Annotated in this window: 19 protein-coding genes; 3 read left to right on the top strand and 16 right to left on the bottom strand. The window is 34.4% G+C overall.

Annotated elements, in window-relative coordinates; translation table 11 throughout:
• Positions 1-12: 12 nt before the first annotated feature.
• The 3 genes from LPC09_RS02260 to LPC09_RS02250 form a co-directional block, all read right to left on the bottom strand.
• Positions 13-1014 carry a BMP family ABC transporter substrate-binding protein gene (locus LPC09_RS02260; protein WP_231308891.1) on the bottom strand — a complete coding sequence of 334 codons (1002 nt, stop codon included), beginning with the start codon at positions 1012-1014 and terminating at the stop codon, positions 13-15.
• 233 nt (positions 1015-1247) lie between these two features.
• Positions 1248-2210 carry an alpha/beta hydrolase gene (locus tag LPC09_RS02255; protein ID WP_098797800.1) on the bottom strand — a complete coding sequence of 321 codons (963 nt, stop codon included), beginning with the start codon at positions 2208-2210 and terminating at the stop codon, positions 1248-1250.
• A 90-nt stretch (positions 2211-2300) separates the two neighbouring features.
• On the bottom strand, positions 2301-2531 hold the full coding sequence (locus LPC09_RS02250) for an excisionase family DNA-binding protein (protein WP_141549695.1): 231 nt from the start codon (positions 2529-2531) through the stop codon (positions 2301-2303).
• Positions 2532-2777: 246 nt separating this feature from the next.
• On the opposite strand from LPC09_RS02250, the gene LPC09_RS02245 reads away from it, so the two are divergent.
• Positions 2778-3653 carry a sulfite exporter TauE/SafE family protein gene (locus tag LPC09_RS02245; RefSeq protein WP_098797802.1) on the top strand — a complete coding sequence of 292 codons (876 nt, stop codon included), beginning with the start codon at positions 2778-2780 and terminating at the stop codon, positions 3651-3653.
• A 107-nt stretch (positions 3654-3760) separates the two neighbouring features.
• Here LPC09_RS02245 and LPC09_RS02240 read toward each other — a convergent pair whose 3' ends face one another.
• The 12 genes from LPC09_RS02240 to LPC09_RS02185 form a co-directional block, all read right to left on the bottom strand.
• Positions 3761-4663, bottom strand: coding sequence for an AEC family transporter (locus tag LPC09_RS02240; RefSeq protein ID WP_231308890.1), 903 nt, complete (start codon positions 4661-4663; stop codon positions 3761-3763).
• 114 nt (positions 4664-4777) lie between these two features.
• Positions 4778-6043 carry a 2-hydroxycarboxylate transporter family protein gene (locus tag LPC09_RS02235; protein WP_442920028.1) on the bottom strand — a complete coding sequence of 422 codons (1266 nt, stop codon included), beginning with the start codon at positions 6041-6043 and terminating at the stop codon, positions 4778-4780.
• 275 nt (positions 6044-6318) lie between these two features.
• Positions 6319-7032 (bottom strand): response regulator, encoded by a 714-nt coding sequence (locus LPC09_RS02230; protein ID WP_098797805.1) that lies wholly within the window; start codon positions 7030-7032, stop codon positions 6319-6321.
• A 1025-nt stretch (positions 7033-8057) separates the two neighbouring features.
• Positions 8058-8324 carry a phosphocarrier protein HPr gene (locus tag LPC09_RS02225; protein ID WP_231308888.1) on the bottom strand — a complete coding sequence of 89 codons (267 nt, stop codon included), beginning with the start codon at positions 8322-8324 and terminating at the stop codon, positions 8058-8060.
• Between the two features lie 67 nt (positions 8325-8391).
• Positions 8392-9051: an HAD family hydrolase gene (locus LPC09_RS02220; RefSeq protein WP_231309717.1), complete on the bottom strand. Its 660-nt coding sequence runs from the start codon at positions 9049-9051 to the stop codon at positions 8392-8394.
• A gap of 17 nt (positions 9052-9068) precedes the next feature.
• Entirely contained in the window at positions 9069-9752 is a 684-nt protein-coding gene (locus LPC09_RS02215) for a fructose-6-phosphate aldolase (protein WP_231308887.1), read from the bottom strand.
• Positions 9753-9855: 103 nt separating this feature from the next.
• On the bottom strand, positions 9856-10218 hold the full coding sequence (locus LPC09_RS02210) for a PTS glucitol/sorbitol transporter subunit IIA (RefSeq protein WP_231308886.1): 363 nt from the start codon (positions 10216-10218) through the stop codon (positions 9856-9858).
• A gap of 49 nt (positions 10219-10267) precedes the next feature.
• Positions 10268-11278 carry a PTS glucitol/sorbitol transporter subunit IIB gene (gene srlE, locus LPC09_RS02205; RefSeq protein ID WP_231308885.1) on the bottom strand — a complete coding sequence of 337 codons (1011 nt, stop codon included), beginning with the start codon at positions 11276-11278 and terminating at the stop codon, positions 10268-10270.
• Between the two features lie 12 nt (positions 11279-11290).
• Positions 11291-11836, bottom strand: a complete 546-nt coding sequence (gene srlA, locus LPC09_RS02200; RefSeq protein ID WP_269217415.1) for a PTS glucitol/sorbitol transporter subunit IIC — start codon at positions 11834-11836, stop codon at positions 11291-11293.
• A 15-nt stretch (positions 11837-11851) separates the two neighbouring features.
• Positions 11852-12277, bottom strand: a complete 426-nt coding sequence (locus LPC09_RS02195; protein WP_231308884.1) for a transcriptional regulator GutM — start codon at positions 12275-12277, stop codon at positions 11852-11854.
• A 109-nt stretch (positions 12278-12386) separates the two neighbouring features.
• On the bottom strand, positions 12387-14306 hold the full coding sequence (locus tag LPC09_RS02190; protein WP_231308883.1) for a BglG family transcription antiterminator: 1920 nt from the start codon (positions 14304-14306) through the stop codon (positions 12387-12389).
• Between the two features lie 135 nt (positions 14307-14441).
• On the bottom strand, positions 14442-15242 hold the full coding sequence (locus LPC09_RS02185) for an SDR family oxidoreductase (protein WP_231308882.1): 801 nt from the start codon (positions 15240-15242) through the stop codon (positions 14442-14444).
• 244 nt (positions 15243-15486) lie between these two features.
• On the opposite strand from LPC09_RS02185, the gene LPC09_RS02180 reads away from it, so the two are divergent.
• Positions 15487-15876: an abortive infection system antitoxin AbiGi family protein gene (locus LPC09_RS02180; protein ID WP_309247716.1), complete on the top strand. Its 390-nt coding sequence runs from the start codon at positions 15487-15489 to the stop codon at positions 15874-15876.
• A gap of 3 nt (positions 15877-15879) precedes the next feature.
• On the top strand, positions 15880-16668 hold the full coding sequence (locus LPC09_RS02175; RefSeq protein WP_231308881.1) for an abortive infection system toxin AbiGii family protein: 789 nt from the start codon (positions 15880-15882) through the stop codon (positions 16666-16668).
• On the opposite strand, the gene LPC09_RS02170 is transcribed toward LPC09_RS02175, so the two are convergent.
• Positions 16602-17159: a recombinase family protein gene (locus tag LPC09_RS02170; RefSeq protein WP_231308880.1), complete on the bottom strand. Its 558-nt coding sequence runs from the start codon at positions 17157-17159 to the stop codon at positions 16602-16604. The two genes, LPC09_RS02175 and LPC09_RS02170, sit on opposite strands and share 67 nt — an antisense overlap.
• Positions 17160-17326 lie beyond the last annotated feature (167 nt).

The raw sequence follows: 17326 nt of genomic DNA, 5'->3' as shown, positions 1-17326 counted from the left end.
CCCCTCAGACTTTTAAGGAAAAACCAACTTTCCTTTCTCATACTTTTCCATCTCTTTTTTAATCATTTCTTTTTCTTCTTCAGTCAACATCGGCCCAAAGGGAGCTAGGCCATATACACCATGATTTGCCCCTAACATCACTTTGCCATGTGGTATTCCATCTTCACTGAAATAATCTTCCATAATCGCAACATACGCTTGTGAAACATCATTCAAAACACTCGTTACGACATGATCTTTCCCCATATATGATTGATCATCAAGATAACCTATCACATGGATATCTTCTTTTTTAGCCAAATTTATAATTTCTCTATTATAAGAGTTTCCTTTGCTGTAGACCACGTCCACACCCTCATTAATTAACTCACGAAAGATTTGCACTGCTTTTTTTCCGTCATCACGGCTATCCACATATCGATAGTAAAACGTTGCTTCTGGCTTGTAATACTTTAATCCAGTTTCAAACTCAGGGTTTTTTTCTCTAGCATCAAAAGCATCTATTAAAGCAATTTTGTTATTTTTTGTGACTACACTAGAAGCTAAAGCAGCAAAATATTCAATTTCTCCCTGGTCAAAAGTATAGACAGATTGATTAGGATATTTTGAATCTCCATGTATCGTTATAAAGTGGATGTCTGGATTTTGTTCAGCAACCTCCGTAAAAACATCTGAAAACTCACGACCATGTCCGATAATTAGCTTTGATCCCTCTTTTGTTGCTGTTTTAATCGTTTTTTTCATGCTTTTTTCTGTATCTATCTCACTATAAAGTGTTACATCAACAGGAAACATCTCTTCAATCTTCAGCTTTCCTTTATACGCCAAACTTCCCCAACTTTGGTCTACGAGAACATCCGATGTTATAATGGTTACTTTTGTATTGCCAACAAAATAATTTGCAGCAGCGTCAGAAATAATTCCCTTTGTTTTATATAAAATAGTCCCTATAATGACGATTCCAACAATCAATGTTATTATGCCTATCATCCTTAGCTGTTTCGATTGTTGCATTGTATACCTCTCCCCTAAAGATACATTCTCAATATATCATTATAGCGAACATTTGTGTTATACGCTAGAAATTTATCTAAAAAATCTACATATTTCGACAAAATTCTTTATCTCCTATCTACTAGTATTACTTTCACTAAACCTTTTATTTTTTGAAGAGCTTGTCCACTAGTGTATTCTTTAATAAGAACAAGAAAACCTCAGTGCTGGATATCCACTGAGGCTTTCTTATTTTATAAAAATTGCTCTGTTAACCAATTACCCAACTCTACTTTTAATTGTGAATGAATAGGGTCTTTTGCTTCCTGCTTGTATTGCTTCATTAGGTTTAAAACAGTTTTTTCCCCTTTAAACTCCTTTAGCATATGATCCATATTCTTTATCACAACGGCCCTTGTATTAGGTTTTTCAAGTTGTTTCATTCTGTTTAAATCATTGTAGTCCGCCTGAACATCTTTATCACCAGTTATGGCTAAGATTGGATACTCACACTCGCCTAACATTTCCACTATTTCTTCACTTGAATATGAAAAATGCTCTCTAAACCACCTAGCAGGAGTTTTTTTCAGTTTATATCTTATTGTATCTCCTTCTGACATCGTCATTTTCTGAAATAGATCATCTAACTGTTTTCTTAATTTTTCTTCAGTTAATAAAAACCTTAACATCATTCCTTTTAAACCTTTTAACTTTTGTATTTCATCAAGAATGATAAGATTTTGATACAACATTGGCTCTTTTAAACTGGAAGCAGCCCCTGCTATTAATACCATTCCACCAACGGGGACTTCTTGCTGTGCAATTGTTGCTAAAATACACCCTTCACTGTGTCCGAGCAAAATTATTTTTGTTGGATCAACTTTTGGATGTGCTTTTAAGAATTGAACCATCCCTCTCACATCTTTAACTAAATCCATCATTCCTGACTTAATTGGATCTCCATCACTTTCACCAACAGATCTTTTATCATATCTTAGTGAAATAAATCCTAGATGTGTTAAATAATGTGCCAATTCTTTATATAAATTTGATTCTATTGCAGGCTTTTTCATGTTTCCATCACGATCAGCTCCTCCAGAACCATTTATTATTACGATCGCTGGATATTTCTCTTCACTTGATTCTGGAATAGCTAAAGTACCTCTTAAAGTAACATCAGTTGTAACATTAAAATTTTCCTCATATATAGAAAGCATCTTCTTTTCGCTCCCTTAACCCTTTTTGTTTTTATTATTAATAATGATAACATTAATTCGATAAAAAGTCTCCCTTATTTTTCTATATTTTTAATCCTCATCTTTTACATCTATATCTTCCGGTATTGGCTCTTTTAAGTATTCTTCAATTAGAGCTTTATATTTTTCCAACTGCTCAAAATGTGTTTTAAATTGATCTTTATTAATTAAATATTGTTCACCATCAAAAAGGGCTCTTACCTTCTTTTCAGCTATCAGATTTTCAATTTGATCTTCAGGCAATGAGAGATACTCAGCTGTTTCCTTTAATGTTAGGTACATATAATCATTCATCCTCATTCATTTATAGTTGATACAATCTTAAAGAATTATTATCAACTATTCAATATAAATAATTTTTATTTATTATCTATAGACAAAATGATCATCATCACATAAAATACGATTAATCATATGCAAATACTCAGAAAAATATAGATAGTCTTTCACTTTACATAAACTCACGCTATAATTCCGACTAAACTCATGTGATTAATATATATTTATTTTAGAACTGGAGGGTAAATAATGAGAAAACTACTTATCTTTGCGATCGTCGGTTTTTTTGCACAATTAATTGATGGTGCTCTTGGAATGGCTTATGGACTAACATCAACTTCACTTTTATTAGCTTTTGGGGTTGCTCCTGCAGTGGCATCAGCATCCATTCATATGTCTGAAATCGCTACAACTGCTGTTTCAGGTATATCTCATTATAAGTTTGGAAATGTAGATAAAAAAATGGTCATAACTTTAATGATTCCAGGAGCAATCAGTGCTTTTATCGGTGCTGCATTTTTAAGTAGCCTTCCGGGTCATTTAATCAAACCTTATATTTCAATCTTCTTAATGATTATGGGGATTTATGTATTAAGTCGATTTCTATTCAAGTGGAACCCAAAACAGGAGAAGCAAAAAACCTCTGCGTGGTATTTAATTCCTCTTGGTGCTATTGCTGGCTTCTTTGATTCTGTAGGAGGTGGCGGTTGGGGTCCAATAAACACCCCCGCATTATTATCTAGAAAAGGAGCCATTCCAAGCAAAGTGATCGGGACTGTAGATACTAGTGAATTTGCTGTTACTACTGCATCCACTTTGGGTTTTATCATTTTTCTAGGCTGGGAGCAATTTAACTATGTGTGGGTTGCTGCTTTTGTAATTGGAGGTGTGATCGCTGCACCTATTGCAGCCTGGCTAGTCCGTATTATCCCTGCATACTTACTAGGAGTGGTTGTAGGTGGGTTTATCGTCCTAACAAATCTCAATACTGTATTAGATATATTTGGCACTTCAGGTAACCTAAAGCTTGTCATTTATTCGATTCTTTTCATTGCTTGGATAGTAGCTATCGTGCGGAGTTTTCAAAGAAATAGTCATTTAGAAAAATTACACAAAGTAACTTAGAATTTACTCTTAAATAAAATCTAAAAGGCATTTTCACCTGTAATTAAAGTCGGGTCGATTTCAATTTAAATCAACCCAACTTTAATTTAGATAGTGAAAAATATACTCTAAGATACAAGCAAAAGCATTAAAGGAACTGTTATAATGCTTAATACAGTTGTCACCATTGTACTAAATGACACAAAATCCGGATCAGTATTAAATTGTAAAGCGAACATAGTTGTATTCGCAGCAGTAGGCATGGCAGAAAGTACAATTAATATCTTCTCTAATTGTCCTTCTATTGGAAGGAACATTACAATAATACAGGCCAATATAGGCGATATCACAACTCTCAAGATAATAATCCCACTAATACTTTTTAATTTGACAGCTGAGCGGCTTAGCGATGCTAACTGCATACCCAATACGAGCATAATGGTTGGAATAGTTGCATCTGCTATCATATCAACAGATCTCATTAGGAATTCAGGAACCTTAATAGTACTTAGTTGTACAATTATCCCTATTAGTGCTCCATAAAGAATCGGCATCTTAACAATTCTCATCAATGAATCCTTCATACCACTTGTTTCCACACTGCCTTTCGCAGCATAGTAGAGGCCAATTGTATTCATCAATATCGATTGAATAACCATCATAATAACGGCATAATCAAAGCCTACACTTCCAAAAGCAAACAAAATGATCGGTGTTCCATAGTTCCCGCTATTCATAAATACACCTGATAAAATCACAGCAGACGTTTTCGTTTGTCCTAACTTTCTTAGCCTCGATACGGTTAATACTATAAGTAACAAACTAAAGCAAAGCGAAAGACAAAACAAGAGAATATAAAGGTATTCCATTGTTAGCTCATTTGTATAAAATGTTCGAAATGCTAGAAAAGGGTACATTAAATAGAGGGCAGTAACCGAAACAGACTTGCGGTCAATTTTTATCTTTTTTTGCCCAATATATCCTATTGCTAGAATAATAAAGGCCGGCAACACAACCAAGATAAACTCCATATAAATCTTCACCATACTTTATACAGTATCTATTTTAATACCTTGAACATCAGTCGTTTTTAAAAATAGAAAGCATTGGGAGAACGTCCCAATGCTTTAGATTCTATTATTCTACTATACAAGAAGTGGAATAATTAGGCCAGAAAGTAATAATATCAAAGCCCCACCTAATCTAGATGAGATTTGTGCAAACGGCATTAATTCCATACGTTTTGCTGCAGACAATACGGCCACATCACCTGTTCCACCCATATTTGCCATACATAATCCAGCTGTAATTGCAGCTTCGATTGGATAGAACCCAACTAATTTACCTAAAAGACCAGCCCCAATAATCGCCCCTAAAACAACACCAAAAACTGTTAAGATGTATTGGAATGATAAAGCTTCAAGTACAGTGTTTAAATCTGTGTAGGCCACACCAATACCGAATAATAGAGCAAAAGTCCAGTTACTAGCCACAAATTGATACCATTGACTAGCTCCATCAAGAACAATTTTCGGGATAATATTAGCCACTTTTGCAGCAGCTACTAAAATAATCATAATGGCATAAGGATGTAAAGGAACAAAGTCTCCCAAAACATTTCCGAGCGTGAAGAATGTTAAAGCTGCTAATAGTCCAACACCCATTACTTCAATATCATATTTTCGCTTTGTTTTTTCATACGTAAATCCTTTAATTAATTGACCATTTCCTGATAAAGACGGAAATCTTCGCCCCACCATATCTAGCACACTAGCAAGTACTATCGCAAACACATTTCCTAAGGCAAGTGCTGGTACAAGCATTGAAATGTAATAGCTTGGTTCATTCCCTAACATTTCGGAGTAAATTTGACTCATTGGAACAGCACCTGCACCCATTCCGCCTCCCATAATTGGCATTGTTATAACTAGAATAGCATCTTGAAGTGAAAAACCAACAAGCGAGCCAAACAATCCTGCAATAATAATTGCCCCAATTACAGCCCCAAAGATCGGTAAGAAATAACGTAATCCAACCTTGACTAGTATCTTAGAATTCATTCCTAAAATACTACCTGTAATTAATGCAGCTATATAGAAGTCTAAAAATCCACCTGTTTTCATAAAATCAGTTACCGAAGTTGTAATGGTTTCTGGTAGAAGGCCGCTGTAGACCATATACGCAGAACCAAAGATTGCGACAATCGCTCCTCCACCAAGAAATGTTTTAACGATCGGTGTACGATCACCTAACCATCCGAAAGCTTCACCTAATATAATCATAACAAGCAAACTACCAATCATACCTCCTGGTAAACTACCTGTATACATACTTATCAACGTAATCACACCAAATAAAACAAACCATAAAATTGGTGTATTAATTATTTTTAATTTTGGTCTCGCTTTCATTTCTTCACTATTTTCATCAAATGATAGCCTCTTAGCTGTTGATTCCATTCTTATTCCCTCCTTAAAAAATTACATCTAGCCCATAAATGCTCTTCTTCCTGCATTCTTGTTAACCTACACTATTAATATGATTTCCATTAGTCGTTTCCCATTCAAATTGAGTAATCGCTTTCATAATCTGTTTTAAGTTTACTGAAATATTCAGACATTTTATATATTTTGAAACTAATGATAGCTTTTTGAAATTAAAAAAAGCAGCGTTAGCTGCTTTTTCATTATTCATATCCATCAAGCAAATATTGTTTGTCAGTATTATATATATAGGAATATAGAGGTCTCCCAATGCCGTATGTTAATGTCTCATCAATAACTCCAATATCATTTAGGAACTTTAAATATTTCCTAACAGATACTCTCGATATCTCCGTCACCTCTGCGATAACATCAGTAGAAAAGGGTGCTTTCCCTTGTTGTTTTACCGCTTCAAGAACCGTAACAAGAGTTTTTCTCGATAACCCTTTTGGTAGAGGCTTTAAAATACCTTGATCATTATTCTCTTCTTTTACTAGTAAAAGCTGATCAAGATCCTCTTGATTAATTGTTTTTTGCCTTTTTAAATAAACATATTGATCTCGGTATGTCCTTAGGGCCTGTTCAAATCGGTCAAATTCAAAAGGCTTAATCAAGTAATCGACCGCACCATTTCTAAGAGCCTCCTGAATTTTCTCAACATCAGAAGCAGCTGTAATAAGTATGGCATCAATATCTTGTTTTTCCTCTCTAACTTTTCTGAGTAAAGATAAACCATTTTCTCCCGGCATAAAAACATCTAAAAGGAGAAGGTCCACATTTTTTTCCTCAATAACATCTAAAGCTTCCTTCACACTATCTGCAATATTCACTAATAAAAAACCATCTACTTGCTCTAAATATCGCTTGTTAAATTCTGCAACCATTGGATCATCTTCAACTATTAAAACATTAATCACTTGTTGATTCCCTTCCTTTAGGGGTAGCGTCAGGGTAGCGTCAGGAAAATGCGGATTTACAACGTTAAGGAAATTTCAATATCAAGAAGCCTAATTTCTCAATTAAAGCGCCTGATTGTTGAATATAATTTTTTTGTTGAACAGTATCGTTGTACTGTGCAGCAAATGACTTTGATTTGTTAGTTGTTCTTCTTAAAACATAAGCCCCGATCGTAATATACGGTTATCCAAATATTTCTGATTAATCTTTTTACATATGATCTTATTATAACGGTAGGTAGAACCTAGTACCCAAGAGATGGTCCCTCAGCTACACCGCTCTCGCCCTACATGTATAAACTTATGTCAGACTAGTTGGGACAAATAGATCTGTTTTACAAGCGAACTAGGACATTCTATGATTTTTTGGGGCTACTGACTTATTTAATTATTAAGGAAGAGATTTAAGTAAGAATCCAGCCTTTGGTCTGGCTGGAGCAAAAGTAGAAAGTCACTTAAAAGCATTTTTAGATAAAGAAAAGCCTATGTAGGATCTTTAGTGTTGAGCATGATATTATTTGTTTATAGGATTAGAACCTTATAAAAAGTGAGGAATAAAACTCTTAAACCTAACCTTATAAGGCAACAAGAGCAATGCAGAAGTTAGCTGTGAAACTAAGAGAAGCAACCAAACAAAATCCATTTCAAAAAAATATGTATGATAGCCGTGTTTTTAATCTCAATATTTTAATAGATATTGTTCTTAAATACTAAGAGCACCTATTCAAAATTCCACTGAGTAGGTGCTCTTGCACAAGGGATTGAAGTAAATAAGACTCTCCAGACTATCACTGGTATTGGTGAAAAAATCCTGCAACGAGGGGCAAGGATAAGTACGTTTTAGTCGGCAGCGACCATGAAATCAAAATCTTTTTCACTTAGTTCGTACTCGGATTTTTTACATATAAGGATGGCCCCCCTCTTATAATAAATGCGCATGCAAATTATTATTGGATCAGCACTCTGATACTACCACTATGTTAAAATTATTTACACAGCCCATGTTTTGTTATTTCTTCAGCTAGAGCTTCAATTGCTTCTTTCTCATCTTCCCCCGAAGCAACTATTTTTAATTCAGCGTCTACTGGTATTCCTAAAGACATGACACCCATAATTGACTTTAAGTTAACACTTTTTCCGTTGTACTCAAGATTGATATCTGAGTTGAATTTACCTGCCACTTGTACCATTGTAGTTGCTGGACGTGCATGGATTCCTGTTTTCTCTAATACAATAAATGTTTGTTCAACCATGTTTTCTTTCTCCTTTGACTATTAAATTTATCTAGAAAATCTAAATTAGTTTAATCCAGTATCAGTACTATACATAAAGTGTTTCGATCACTTTAATAACATCAGAAAATGCTTTATCTTTCATACTATCTAATCTTAAGTGGATATTCTCAAAGGGAAGATTCTCTGTAACTTTATTTGGAACGATAACACATTTTAATCCTGCAGCTAATGCAGCCTTAGAACCATTTACAGAGTCCTCAAAGGCAATTGCATCGGATGGTTCTATCCCAAAAAAGTTAATAACATTCTGATATAAAGAGGGGTCTGGCTTTACGTTTTCCACATCATCCCTTGTTTGAATGATATCAAAGTATTCTAATAGGTTTAATTCTTTGAGAAAAAAGGTAACCCAATTTCGATCTGAACTAGATGCTAACCCAATTTTCAACCCTACATTTTTTGCCTCTTTCAAATAATCTTCAACGCCATCCCGTGCCACAGGGCTTTTAAGGTTCTCTTTATGTAGTGACGAGGATTTTTCAATAATTTCTTCTAGAGTCATTTGTCCATTTGTTTTTTCCAAAATATAGTCATAAAGAGCTTCAGAATCAGTTCCAATGTAGGAAGCATAATCAGCTATAGGAAATTCATTAGTATCAAGTTGTAATATCTTCCGAAATGCTTCATATAGTGCAAGTTCAGTATCTATAATTAATCCGTCAAAATCAAAAACAACTGCCTTAATCATTTATTACACCTTCTTTATTTTGTTAAAATCAAGCTTTTGCTTTCTTTTCCATATTGACTCAACCATTCTTCCCTAAAGCTTTTGACATCTCTCTCCACTGAAGGATTATTAAACACTTCCTTCATTAACTCTGATGGAGCTGTAATTCCATGTGTACCAGATAGAATTACATTTTGTAGTTGTTGTACATTTTTAAAGCTTGCGGCTAATACTTTGCAAGGTAGATTATGAGCTAAGAAAATTTGTATAATGTCAGAAACAACTTTCACTCCATTACCTGTTAAATTATCAATTCGATTAACATACGGAGCAACATATTCAGCACCTGCTTTTGCAGCCATTAAAGCACTCATTGGAGTATAAACAGTAGTAGCTAACGTTCGTATCCCATCTTGTTTCAACATTTTTATCGCCTTTATTCCCTCAAATGTAACCGGAACCTTTATTAAAATACTGCCTGTTAGCGTATTACAAATATAATTGGCTTCCTTTACGATTTCCTCAGCTTTTTCTGATATCGTTTGAACAAATAGCTCTTTTTCATCACCGATAACGTTTCGTATGTCTCTTAAAAGTGGAAAAAACTCCTTGTTTTCTTTAACGATGATACTAGGATTTGTCGTAACACCATCAAGAGGTAAAAACTCATGTAAATTCTTAATGGCTTCAACATTTGCAGAATCAACTACTAACTTCATATATTCTCACTCCTTAAAAAGAAAAAACGATCGCTTAACTCTTGCTACTCCTTACATACATAAGGCTTACCTAAGAAAAGTTAAGCGAATCGTTTGTTCGTAATTATTGTGTTAATTGAATAAGGTCCCCTGATTTCGGTAAAACGATTTCACTGTTTTCAAGATACAATGTCCCAGGTAACTCTGGAGATACAGAGCCATCGAATTTTAATGTGATGTGTCCTAGAGAGGATAAATTTTTCTTTACCGCATCACCTACAGCTGTCACTTTATAATTATTTTCGCCGAGTTGAAGGGTGTCACCAGATACAATTTCACCTTCTACATTATTTACATCAATTAACAAGCAATACTCTGCCAATTCAGCAGGTGCATTCTCTCCAAATAAAATCAACATTTTTTCTCCAAGAAATTCTTCTACTGAAGGGCCAATTTTATTAATTTGTGTTTTGTATTTTGTTTGCATAGAGAAAATCTCCTTTTCTTTCTTTTAGTAAACATGTTGTTTCTTAAGATTAACTATCATATAATCCAAAACTAGCCAGCCATGCAATAAAGACGGTTGGTGCCCCGGTCAGGAACCTTGAATAAAGAACAGATGGAACTCCTACCTCTACAGTTTCTACTTCAGCTTCTGCAAGCCCTAAACCTACTGGAACAAAGTCGGCTGCTGCTTGAGCATTGATAGCAAATAACGCTGGTAATGCTAAATGAGCTGGGATATTACCTTTTCCAATTTCAACACCAATTAATGTACCAACTACTTGAGCGATAACAGCACCAGGTCCTAAGAATGGTGATAGTAAAGGGAATGAACATACTAGTGCGATGAGCATTAATCCCCAAACATTACCTGCAAATGGTGATAAGATTGTGGCAAAAACATCACCAATACCTGATTCAATAATGACACCGATTAACAGAGCCACAAAAGCCATAAATGGAAGAATTGTCTTAATTACTGTATCAATGGCATCACGACCAGCTTGGTAGAATATACTTGTAACAGAGCCTAATGCCATACCTACTCTAGCTAACAATCCTTTTGGAGCCGTTTGTTCACTGATTTTCTTTTTCGTACTATATTTACCTTCTTGTGGTTCATCTTCCTTAACGGCAGTTTCAACAGTAGTTGTTTCGTTTGAAGCTGCTACATCACTTAATTGAATGTTTTCAACCTTTACACCTGATACATAGATATCTTCTGTAATATGTTTTGCCAATGGACCACTTTGTCCTGTAGGCATGATATTGATAGTTGGTATTCTTTTTTGAGGATATAATCCACAACGTAATGTCCCACCACAATCGATAATCACACATGCCATTTCATTCTCTGGAACAGAAGTCTTGAAACCATCAACTAGTTCACAACCAGTTAACTCAGCAATTTTATCTGCAATGTCAGGTCTTTGTCCACCTGTAATATAAACAACTTTATTTTTCTCTGCTGTTGGTGTTATTACTAATGGACCACCAAAACCACCAGATCCTTTTGAAATTTTAATAGAATTAAATTTGGTCATATTTTCCACCACCTATAATTGAACTGTATCTCTTAATTTTACTTTTTGTTGTTTCGCTACATATGCTGTCGTTAAATCTGTAACCCAACCTCTTAAAAAGTTTGTTACTATACCGACAAGGAAATAACGAAGGGCTAATTCTGTTGTATCATGACCTAATGTTGTAATACCCGCGGCAATTCCAAGAAACACAAATAATTCACCTGGGTTAACGTGTGGAAATAATCCATTATGTGTATGACATGAGTATGAAGCTGCAGCATAATAGCTTGGTTTGTATTTTTCTGGTAAAAACCTTCCAAGTGATAATGTCATTGGATTTGCAAAAACAAATGTACCAATTACCGGCAATACAAGATATCTCGTAAAAGGATTTTTACCTGATTTTTTTGCAATTCTTTCTACTCTCTCTTCACCAACTAGACGAATAATAGCATTCATGGCAACTAATAACATAATTAATAATGGAACGATTCCTGTCACAAGATCTATAAATACGTCTCCGCCATGGCGGAACAAATCCATAAACTTTTCTGCACCTTTAATAATGATATCCATGATTTCACCCTTTTCTTATTTCTTACTAGGAATTAAATAATCAATCCAACCTTTTTTAACCTTTAGCTCTCCGCCATTTGAAATAATGTCGTAGCTTCTCAAGGCATCAGCAATGGCTAATCTAGTTAATTTATCCACACTATTAAGGTCTTCGGTAGAGATTTTCAACAAATACTTTCCTTCAAAGCCCTTTAATTCTCTCACACGAGAGAAAACTGTAACTCCTTGCATCTTTGCAGCCTTTACAATTTTATTCCGTTTATCTATACACAACATGACAACAGTACCTGCACGAAACATGCCCGTCTTTTTACCAATTGCCACTCTTCCTAAAGATCGCATTTCTGCATATTTTTTATTGAAATGTTTAATTTGCAAAAAGCCAAGTATACTTTGGACCAACCATGCTGCACCTATTAAAACGATCAAGTACCAAATCATCTCTTCATCCCTTTTCTATGTTGTATTATTTATGGATTAATCCATGACTCAGAGTTGTGCAAATAGATCAGCATGATTTCCTCTAAAAAATAGAAACTCCAATCATAAATTAAAGTCCATTTTCAAGAAGCTGAATAATATCACGGTAGTCCTCTGATTTAGATATTTTTTGTATTAACTGTTTATCATTGGCAATTCGGATAATTTCATCATATATTTTCACAATAAAATACTCATTATTATCTGTTTGCTGTTCCGGTAGTCCCATAAGGAATACTAGTTTCAGTTCCTTACCATCTGCATTGACTGTTTCAGGGAAGATGCCAAGCGCAAGAACAATCTGATCTGAAAGTTTATTAAATGTATGCGGTAAGGCTACAAAATTATCAAAAACCATTGATCCCTTTGTTTCTCTCTCCTTTAACCTTGCTGTAAAACCACTATCCAGGTATCCACTTTTAATTAAAGAAGCAACCATACTATTTACATTTTCGTGATAGTCTTTTGAATGATCTAAGATAAAGAAGCTTTCCTCTGTAATATGTTCTGCTATAACGGATAAATGAACATTGTCACGGTTCGCTTTACTTTTCTGCATATAAAGTGTTTTCTCAATTTCTCTTTTCACATTACTTTCATCAAATATTTCATTAATCATGATGAATGGTTTATTTGTATCATAAGATAGTTTTACAGTAGAAAAGATAAGGTCATAATTATTTAATACTTCTGCTGTCACATCAACATCGGAATATAAATCAATTTTCGTCTCTTGTTTGAGAATTCGTTCCAATTGTATGGCTATGAGCTTTGCAGTGCCTCTTCCAGTTCCACACACAACAGCAACCCTTTGAAACCGTTTTACCTTATCATCGCTCTTGGTGATGAAGACCCCAAAATAAAAGGCTAAATACCCTAATTCATCTTCACTCACTTTAATATCATATTTATTTTCAATAACCTGACCAGCAATTTCAGCCATTTTATAGGCCACCGGATATTTTCTTTTTACATCGACTAGTAATGGGTTTTTTAATCTTAATCCAAATAGTAAACGGTTAAGCATAAATGTGAGATGAAATTGTAAATCAACAAAAAGTTGATCATTATTGTTAATGATTTCTTTATTAAAACCTAATTGCTCAACAATTTGTTCTAACAGCTTTTTGACATCATCTGTAATCGTGATATCCGTCATTGTCCGATTATTTGTAGGTGTACGTCGCCCTGCTATTGGAATCGTAATAAATAATGCCTCTGTTTCAGGAATCTCAATTGGCAACTGATTCTCTAAAGCTTTAACAATTTCTTTGGCAATTTGATAATCTTGTGTATTTAATAGCTGATTATACTTATTTTGTATCTCATCAATCCCATGACCTTTCAATAGTCGATCTAACATAATAATGATAAATTCCATTAGTTTCGTCTGTGTAGTTGATTCCAAATCATGCGAATGAAAGATTTTTACGAGTTCCTCTATAATATCTTCATCAAGAGGGTACGATTGATACAATACATCATAGATGTTATCTAAGATAAACAGCCTCATATCCAACTCTTTGCCACTTAGTGCCATTCCTACATTTTGTTTTCCGTGAATCTTTAGATTATATGTCTCTAAAGAAACCGACACTTTTTTCAACTCATTTACTAGCGTGGTCCGACCAATATTCATCTCAAATGCTAAGTCATCTAATGTATAGGCTACTTCACTGTTTATTAATCGGTCGATAATAAATGCAATTCTACGTTTTGGCGTATCAAGCAATTCTGTATCCGAGCGGTTTTTTTCAAGAAAAAGTTGAAACGAATGCCCATCTATAATTTCAAGTTTGTAGCCTTTACCTTTTTCCTTCACTAAAGATGCAATATCAGCTAAACCACTATTTATCTGTTTTACATAATTTCGAATGGTCCTTGTACTAACTCCCAGTGATTCTGCTAGATAATCAAGGGAGCTGTACGGCTGCTTTCGAGCTATTTCAATAATTTCAAAAAGCTTTTCATCCATTATTAAATCAGACATATCATCACCTCTTTATTCAAAAAGAATGTCATTAAAAATGAAGCGAAAAGAGAAGCGAATGTTTACTTAACAGAGTTCCCTGTTTCTTCGACATTCATAAGGCATGATCTGTCTCCCATTCCTATACGTGTATCTTTATCCTCGTGACTTTCCACCAGAAATATTCAACGTTGTTCCAGTTATATAACTAGCACGATCGGAAGAAAGGTAAGATACAAGATCGCCTACTTCAGTTAGTTTCCCTTCTCGGCCAAGAGGGATTGATTTACTATAGTCTGTTGAAAGACCATCTACTGTCACTCCACGAGTATAAGCTAGCGCTTCATTATAAGCATCTGTTCTAAGTCCAGTTGTTTCAATAATTCCAGGTGCAATAGCAGCAACTCGAATATTGAATTTACCAAGTTCTTTTGCCCAAGCACGTGTAAAGGCAATTACCGCACCTTTCGTTGCCGAATAGCAGCTTTGTCCAGCAGATCCTTCTTGTCCTGCTTCGGACGAAACATTTATAATAACACCTTTGTTTTTCTTTATCATTTCTTTAGCAGATGCTTGTGCAAAAAGGTAAGGTCCCTTTTGGTTTACCGCTACCATAAAGTCGAAATCTTTTTCACTTAATTCATATTCTGGTCTTTCTCCTCGATCATCAACTAATAATCTTGGTAAATTTACACCAGCGTTGTTGACTAAGATATCAATAGTACCAAACAATTCTACTGTTTGTGCCACTGCACGATCTACGCTTTCTTTTTTGGTTACATCACATTTTATGAAATAAGAACCATCTGCTTGTTGTCCTTCCTCACCATTTAGGTCAGCAACAACAACTTTTACCCCATTACTTTTTAGTTCATTGCAAATATTTAATCCGATGCCAGAAGCTCCACCGGTAACAATTGCTACTTTTCCTTCTAAACCTAGCCAAGAATTACTCATGTCTGTTTCCTCCTGTTCCTTTTTTGTGAAAGCATTTTCATCTCTGTTGTTATTATAGGAATTATAGAGTTGAAGATTAATACATACTTTTTCACATAAAAATGAAAAGGTGTGAATGATTTAGAAAGAATGTGAACGATTATAATTGTACATCCTTGAAATAAGAGAATTTCTAGAGCAATCAATTCGGTGGAAAGGGAAAGATGAATAACTTGCTTACTGTTAGGTATTATTATTTTTTGATATAAGACGACTATCCGAAATAAAATGCATCTTATTTCTAGAAGAAAATGTATCAATTTATAAATATGAAAAGCGAAACTTCCATGATGAAAGAGAGTGGAGGTTTATACCTGATTTTAACAATATAGAAACGGATTTACCAATGGTCATTGATCAAGAACAAATGAATCCTAAGAGCTATAATGCTTATTCACAGGGGATTAGTCGACGACCGGAATTGTGGCTAAAGTTCGATTTTGATGCAATTAAGTATATTATTGTTAGTGATCAAAGCGATAGAAAAGAACTTATAGAATTTCTAATTGAAAATCAAATTGGAGAAAGCGAGCATGACAGATATATACTTTTATCGAAAATTTTAGTATTTAATGAACTGGGGGAGGATTGGTGAAAAATGTTCGCTAATTTTGAGAAGGCTTTCTTTAAAAAAAATAAAATGGACAAAAAGATACCTGAAGAAATACTAAACTCTTTGAGTGAGAAATTACCTGATGGTTTTGTTTATACTAATGTAGGTCAAGAGGCAGTTGGGATAACTCCCCAGTCATCAGAAATGCAGTTGCAGGGGCTCAGTGTAGAGTTGCCGGACGATTTACCTGGAAATTTTAAACCTTCTACAATAAATGAATTGACGGAGTTTATGTATAGAACACAAAGTAAGATAAAACTTAAACCAGATCAAGATAATTGTATAACTATAAATGGAACACGTTTTAAAATGGATGAATTTATCGATTTTCCCTTACAGGATATTAAACTAGGTGAGTTTGAAATTAGTATGGTACCACAACCTTTTCAGCCACCATTTGAGATTATTTTAGAGGATAACGGAATAGCAAAGAAATTCTCCATTCAAAGGCAACCCTATGCGGATATGAGTAAGAGCCTGTTTAAAACTATTGATAACAATGCTCTTGAAATTTCATATATTATAGATGAAATAGAATATAATCTGCAGTTGAACTTTAAATTAAATGTTGAAAGAGCAAGGAGTATTAAAGAAGTTATTGAAGTGTTTAAGCTTTATCTCTCTTGTATAAAAGGAGATGTTAAACTCAAATCAACAGAAAATAAATTGAAGATAAAAGTTATAAATATTGTATGGAGCAAACCTCTTCACTGGGTTTGCTCTTTTTTTAATGCTCTATATAATGTTGCGGCAGAAACTCCTGTCGCTTCCTGAATTTCCTTCACAGACATCCTCTTAGAATGATACAAGGCAATAGCTTGGTTTAATTTTTGTTGATTGACTTTAGGTCTTCCACCTTTACGACCTCTAGCTCTGGCTGCCTTCAGGCCAGCCATGGTTCGTTCACGAATAATATCTCGTTCAAACTCTGCTAGTACTGACAGCATTCCAAACATAGCTTTACCTGCAGCTGTACCGGTGTCAATATTATCTTGGATACTAACAAACTCGACCTGTTTTTCACGAAGTTCATCCGCAATTTCAATTAATCGTTTAGTTGACCTGGCTAGCCGATCTAATTTGTAGACGACAAATTTATCTCCCGGGCGCAACATCCTTAATGCCTGCTTTAATTCTTCACGGTCATCTTTAGCACCGGATACCTTTTCTTTAAAAATTTCATTGCAACCAAATTCATTCAGCGCATCTAGTTGCAAATCCAATGATTGATCAATTGTGCTGACCCTTGCGTACCCAATTATCATAAAAATTTCCCCTTTAAGTATTTCATCTCTTTTATTTTATCAAAAATGCACCTTTTAGATATATAGATTTTGAAATGAGTTTTGATATAAATAATATTAAATTTAAAGGGGATTTTATCATCATTTCGTTTTGTATCAAAAACCATCGTTTATGATTGAATTAAATA

Source organism: Metabacillus sp. B2-18 (genome assembly GCF_021117275.1).
Lineage (GTDB): Bacteria > Bacillota > Bacilli > Bacillales > Bacillaceae > Metabacillus.
This window is presented reverse-complemented; position numbering and strand designations above follow the sequence as displayed.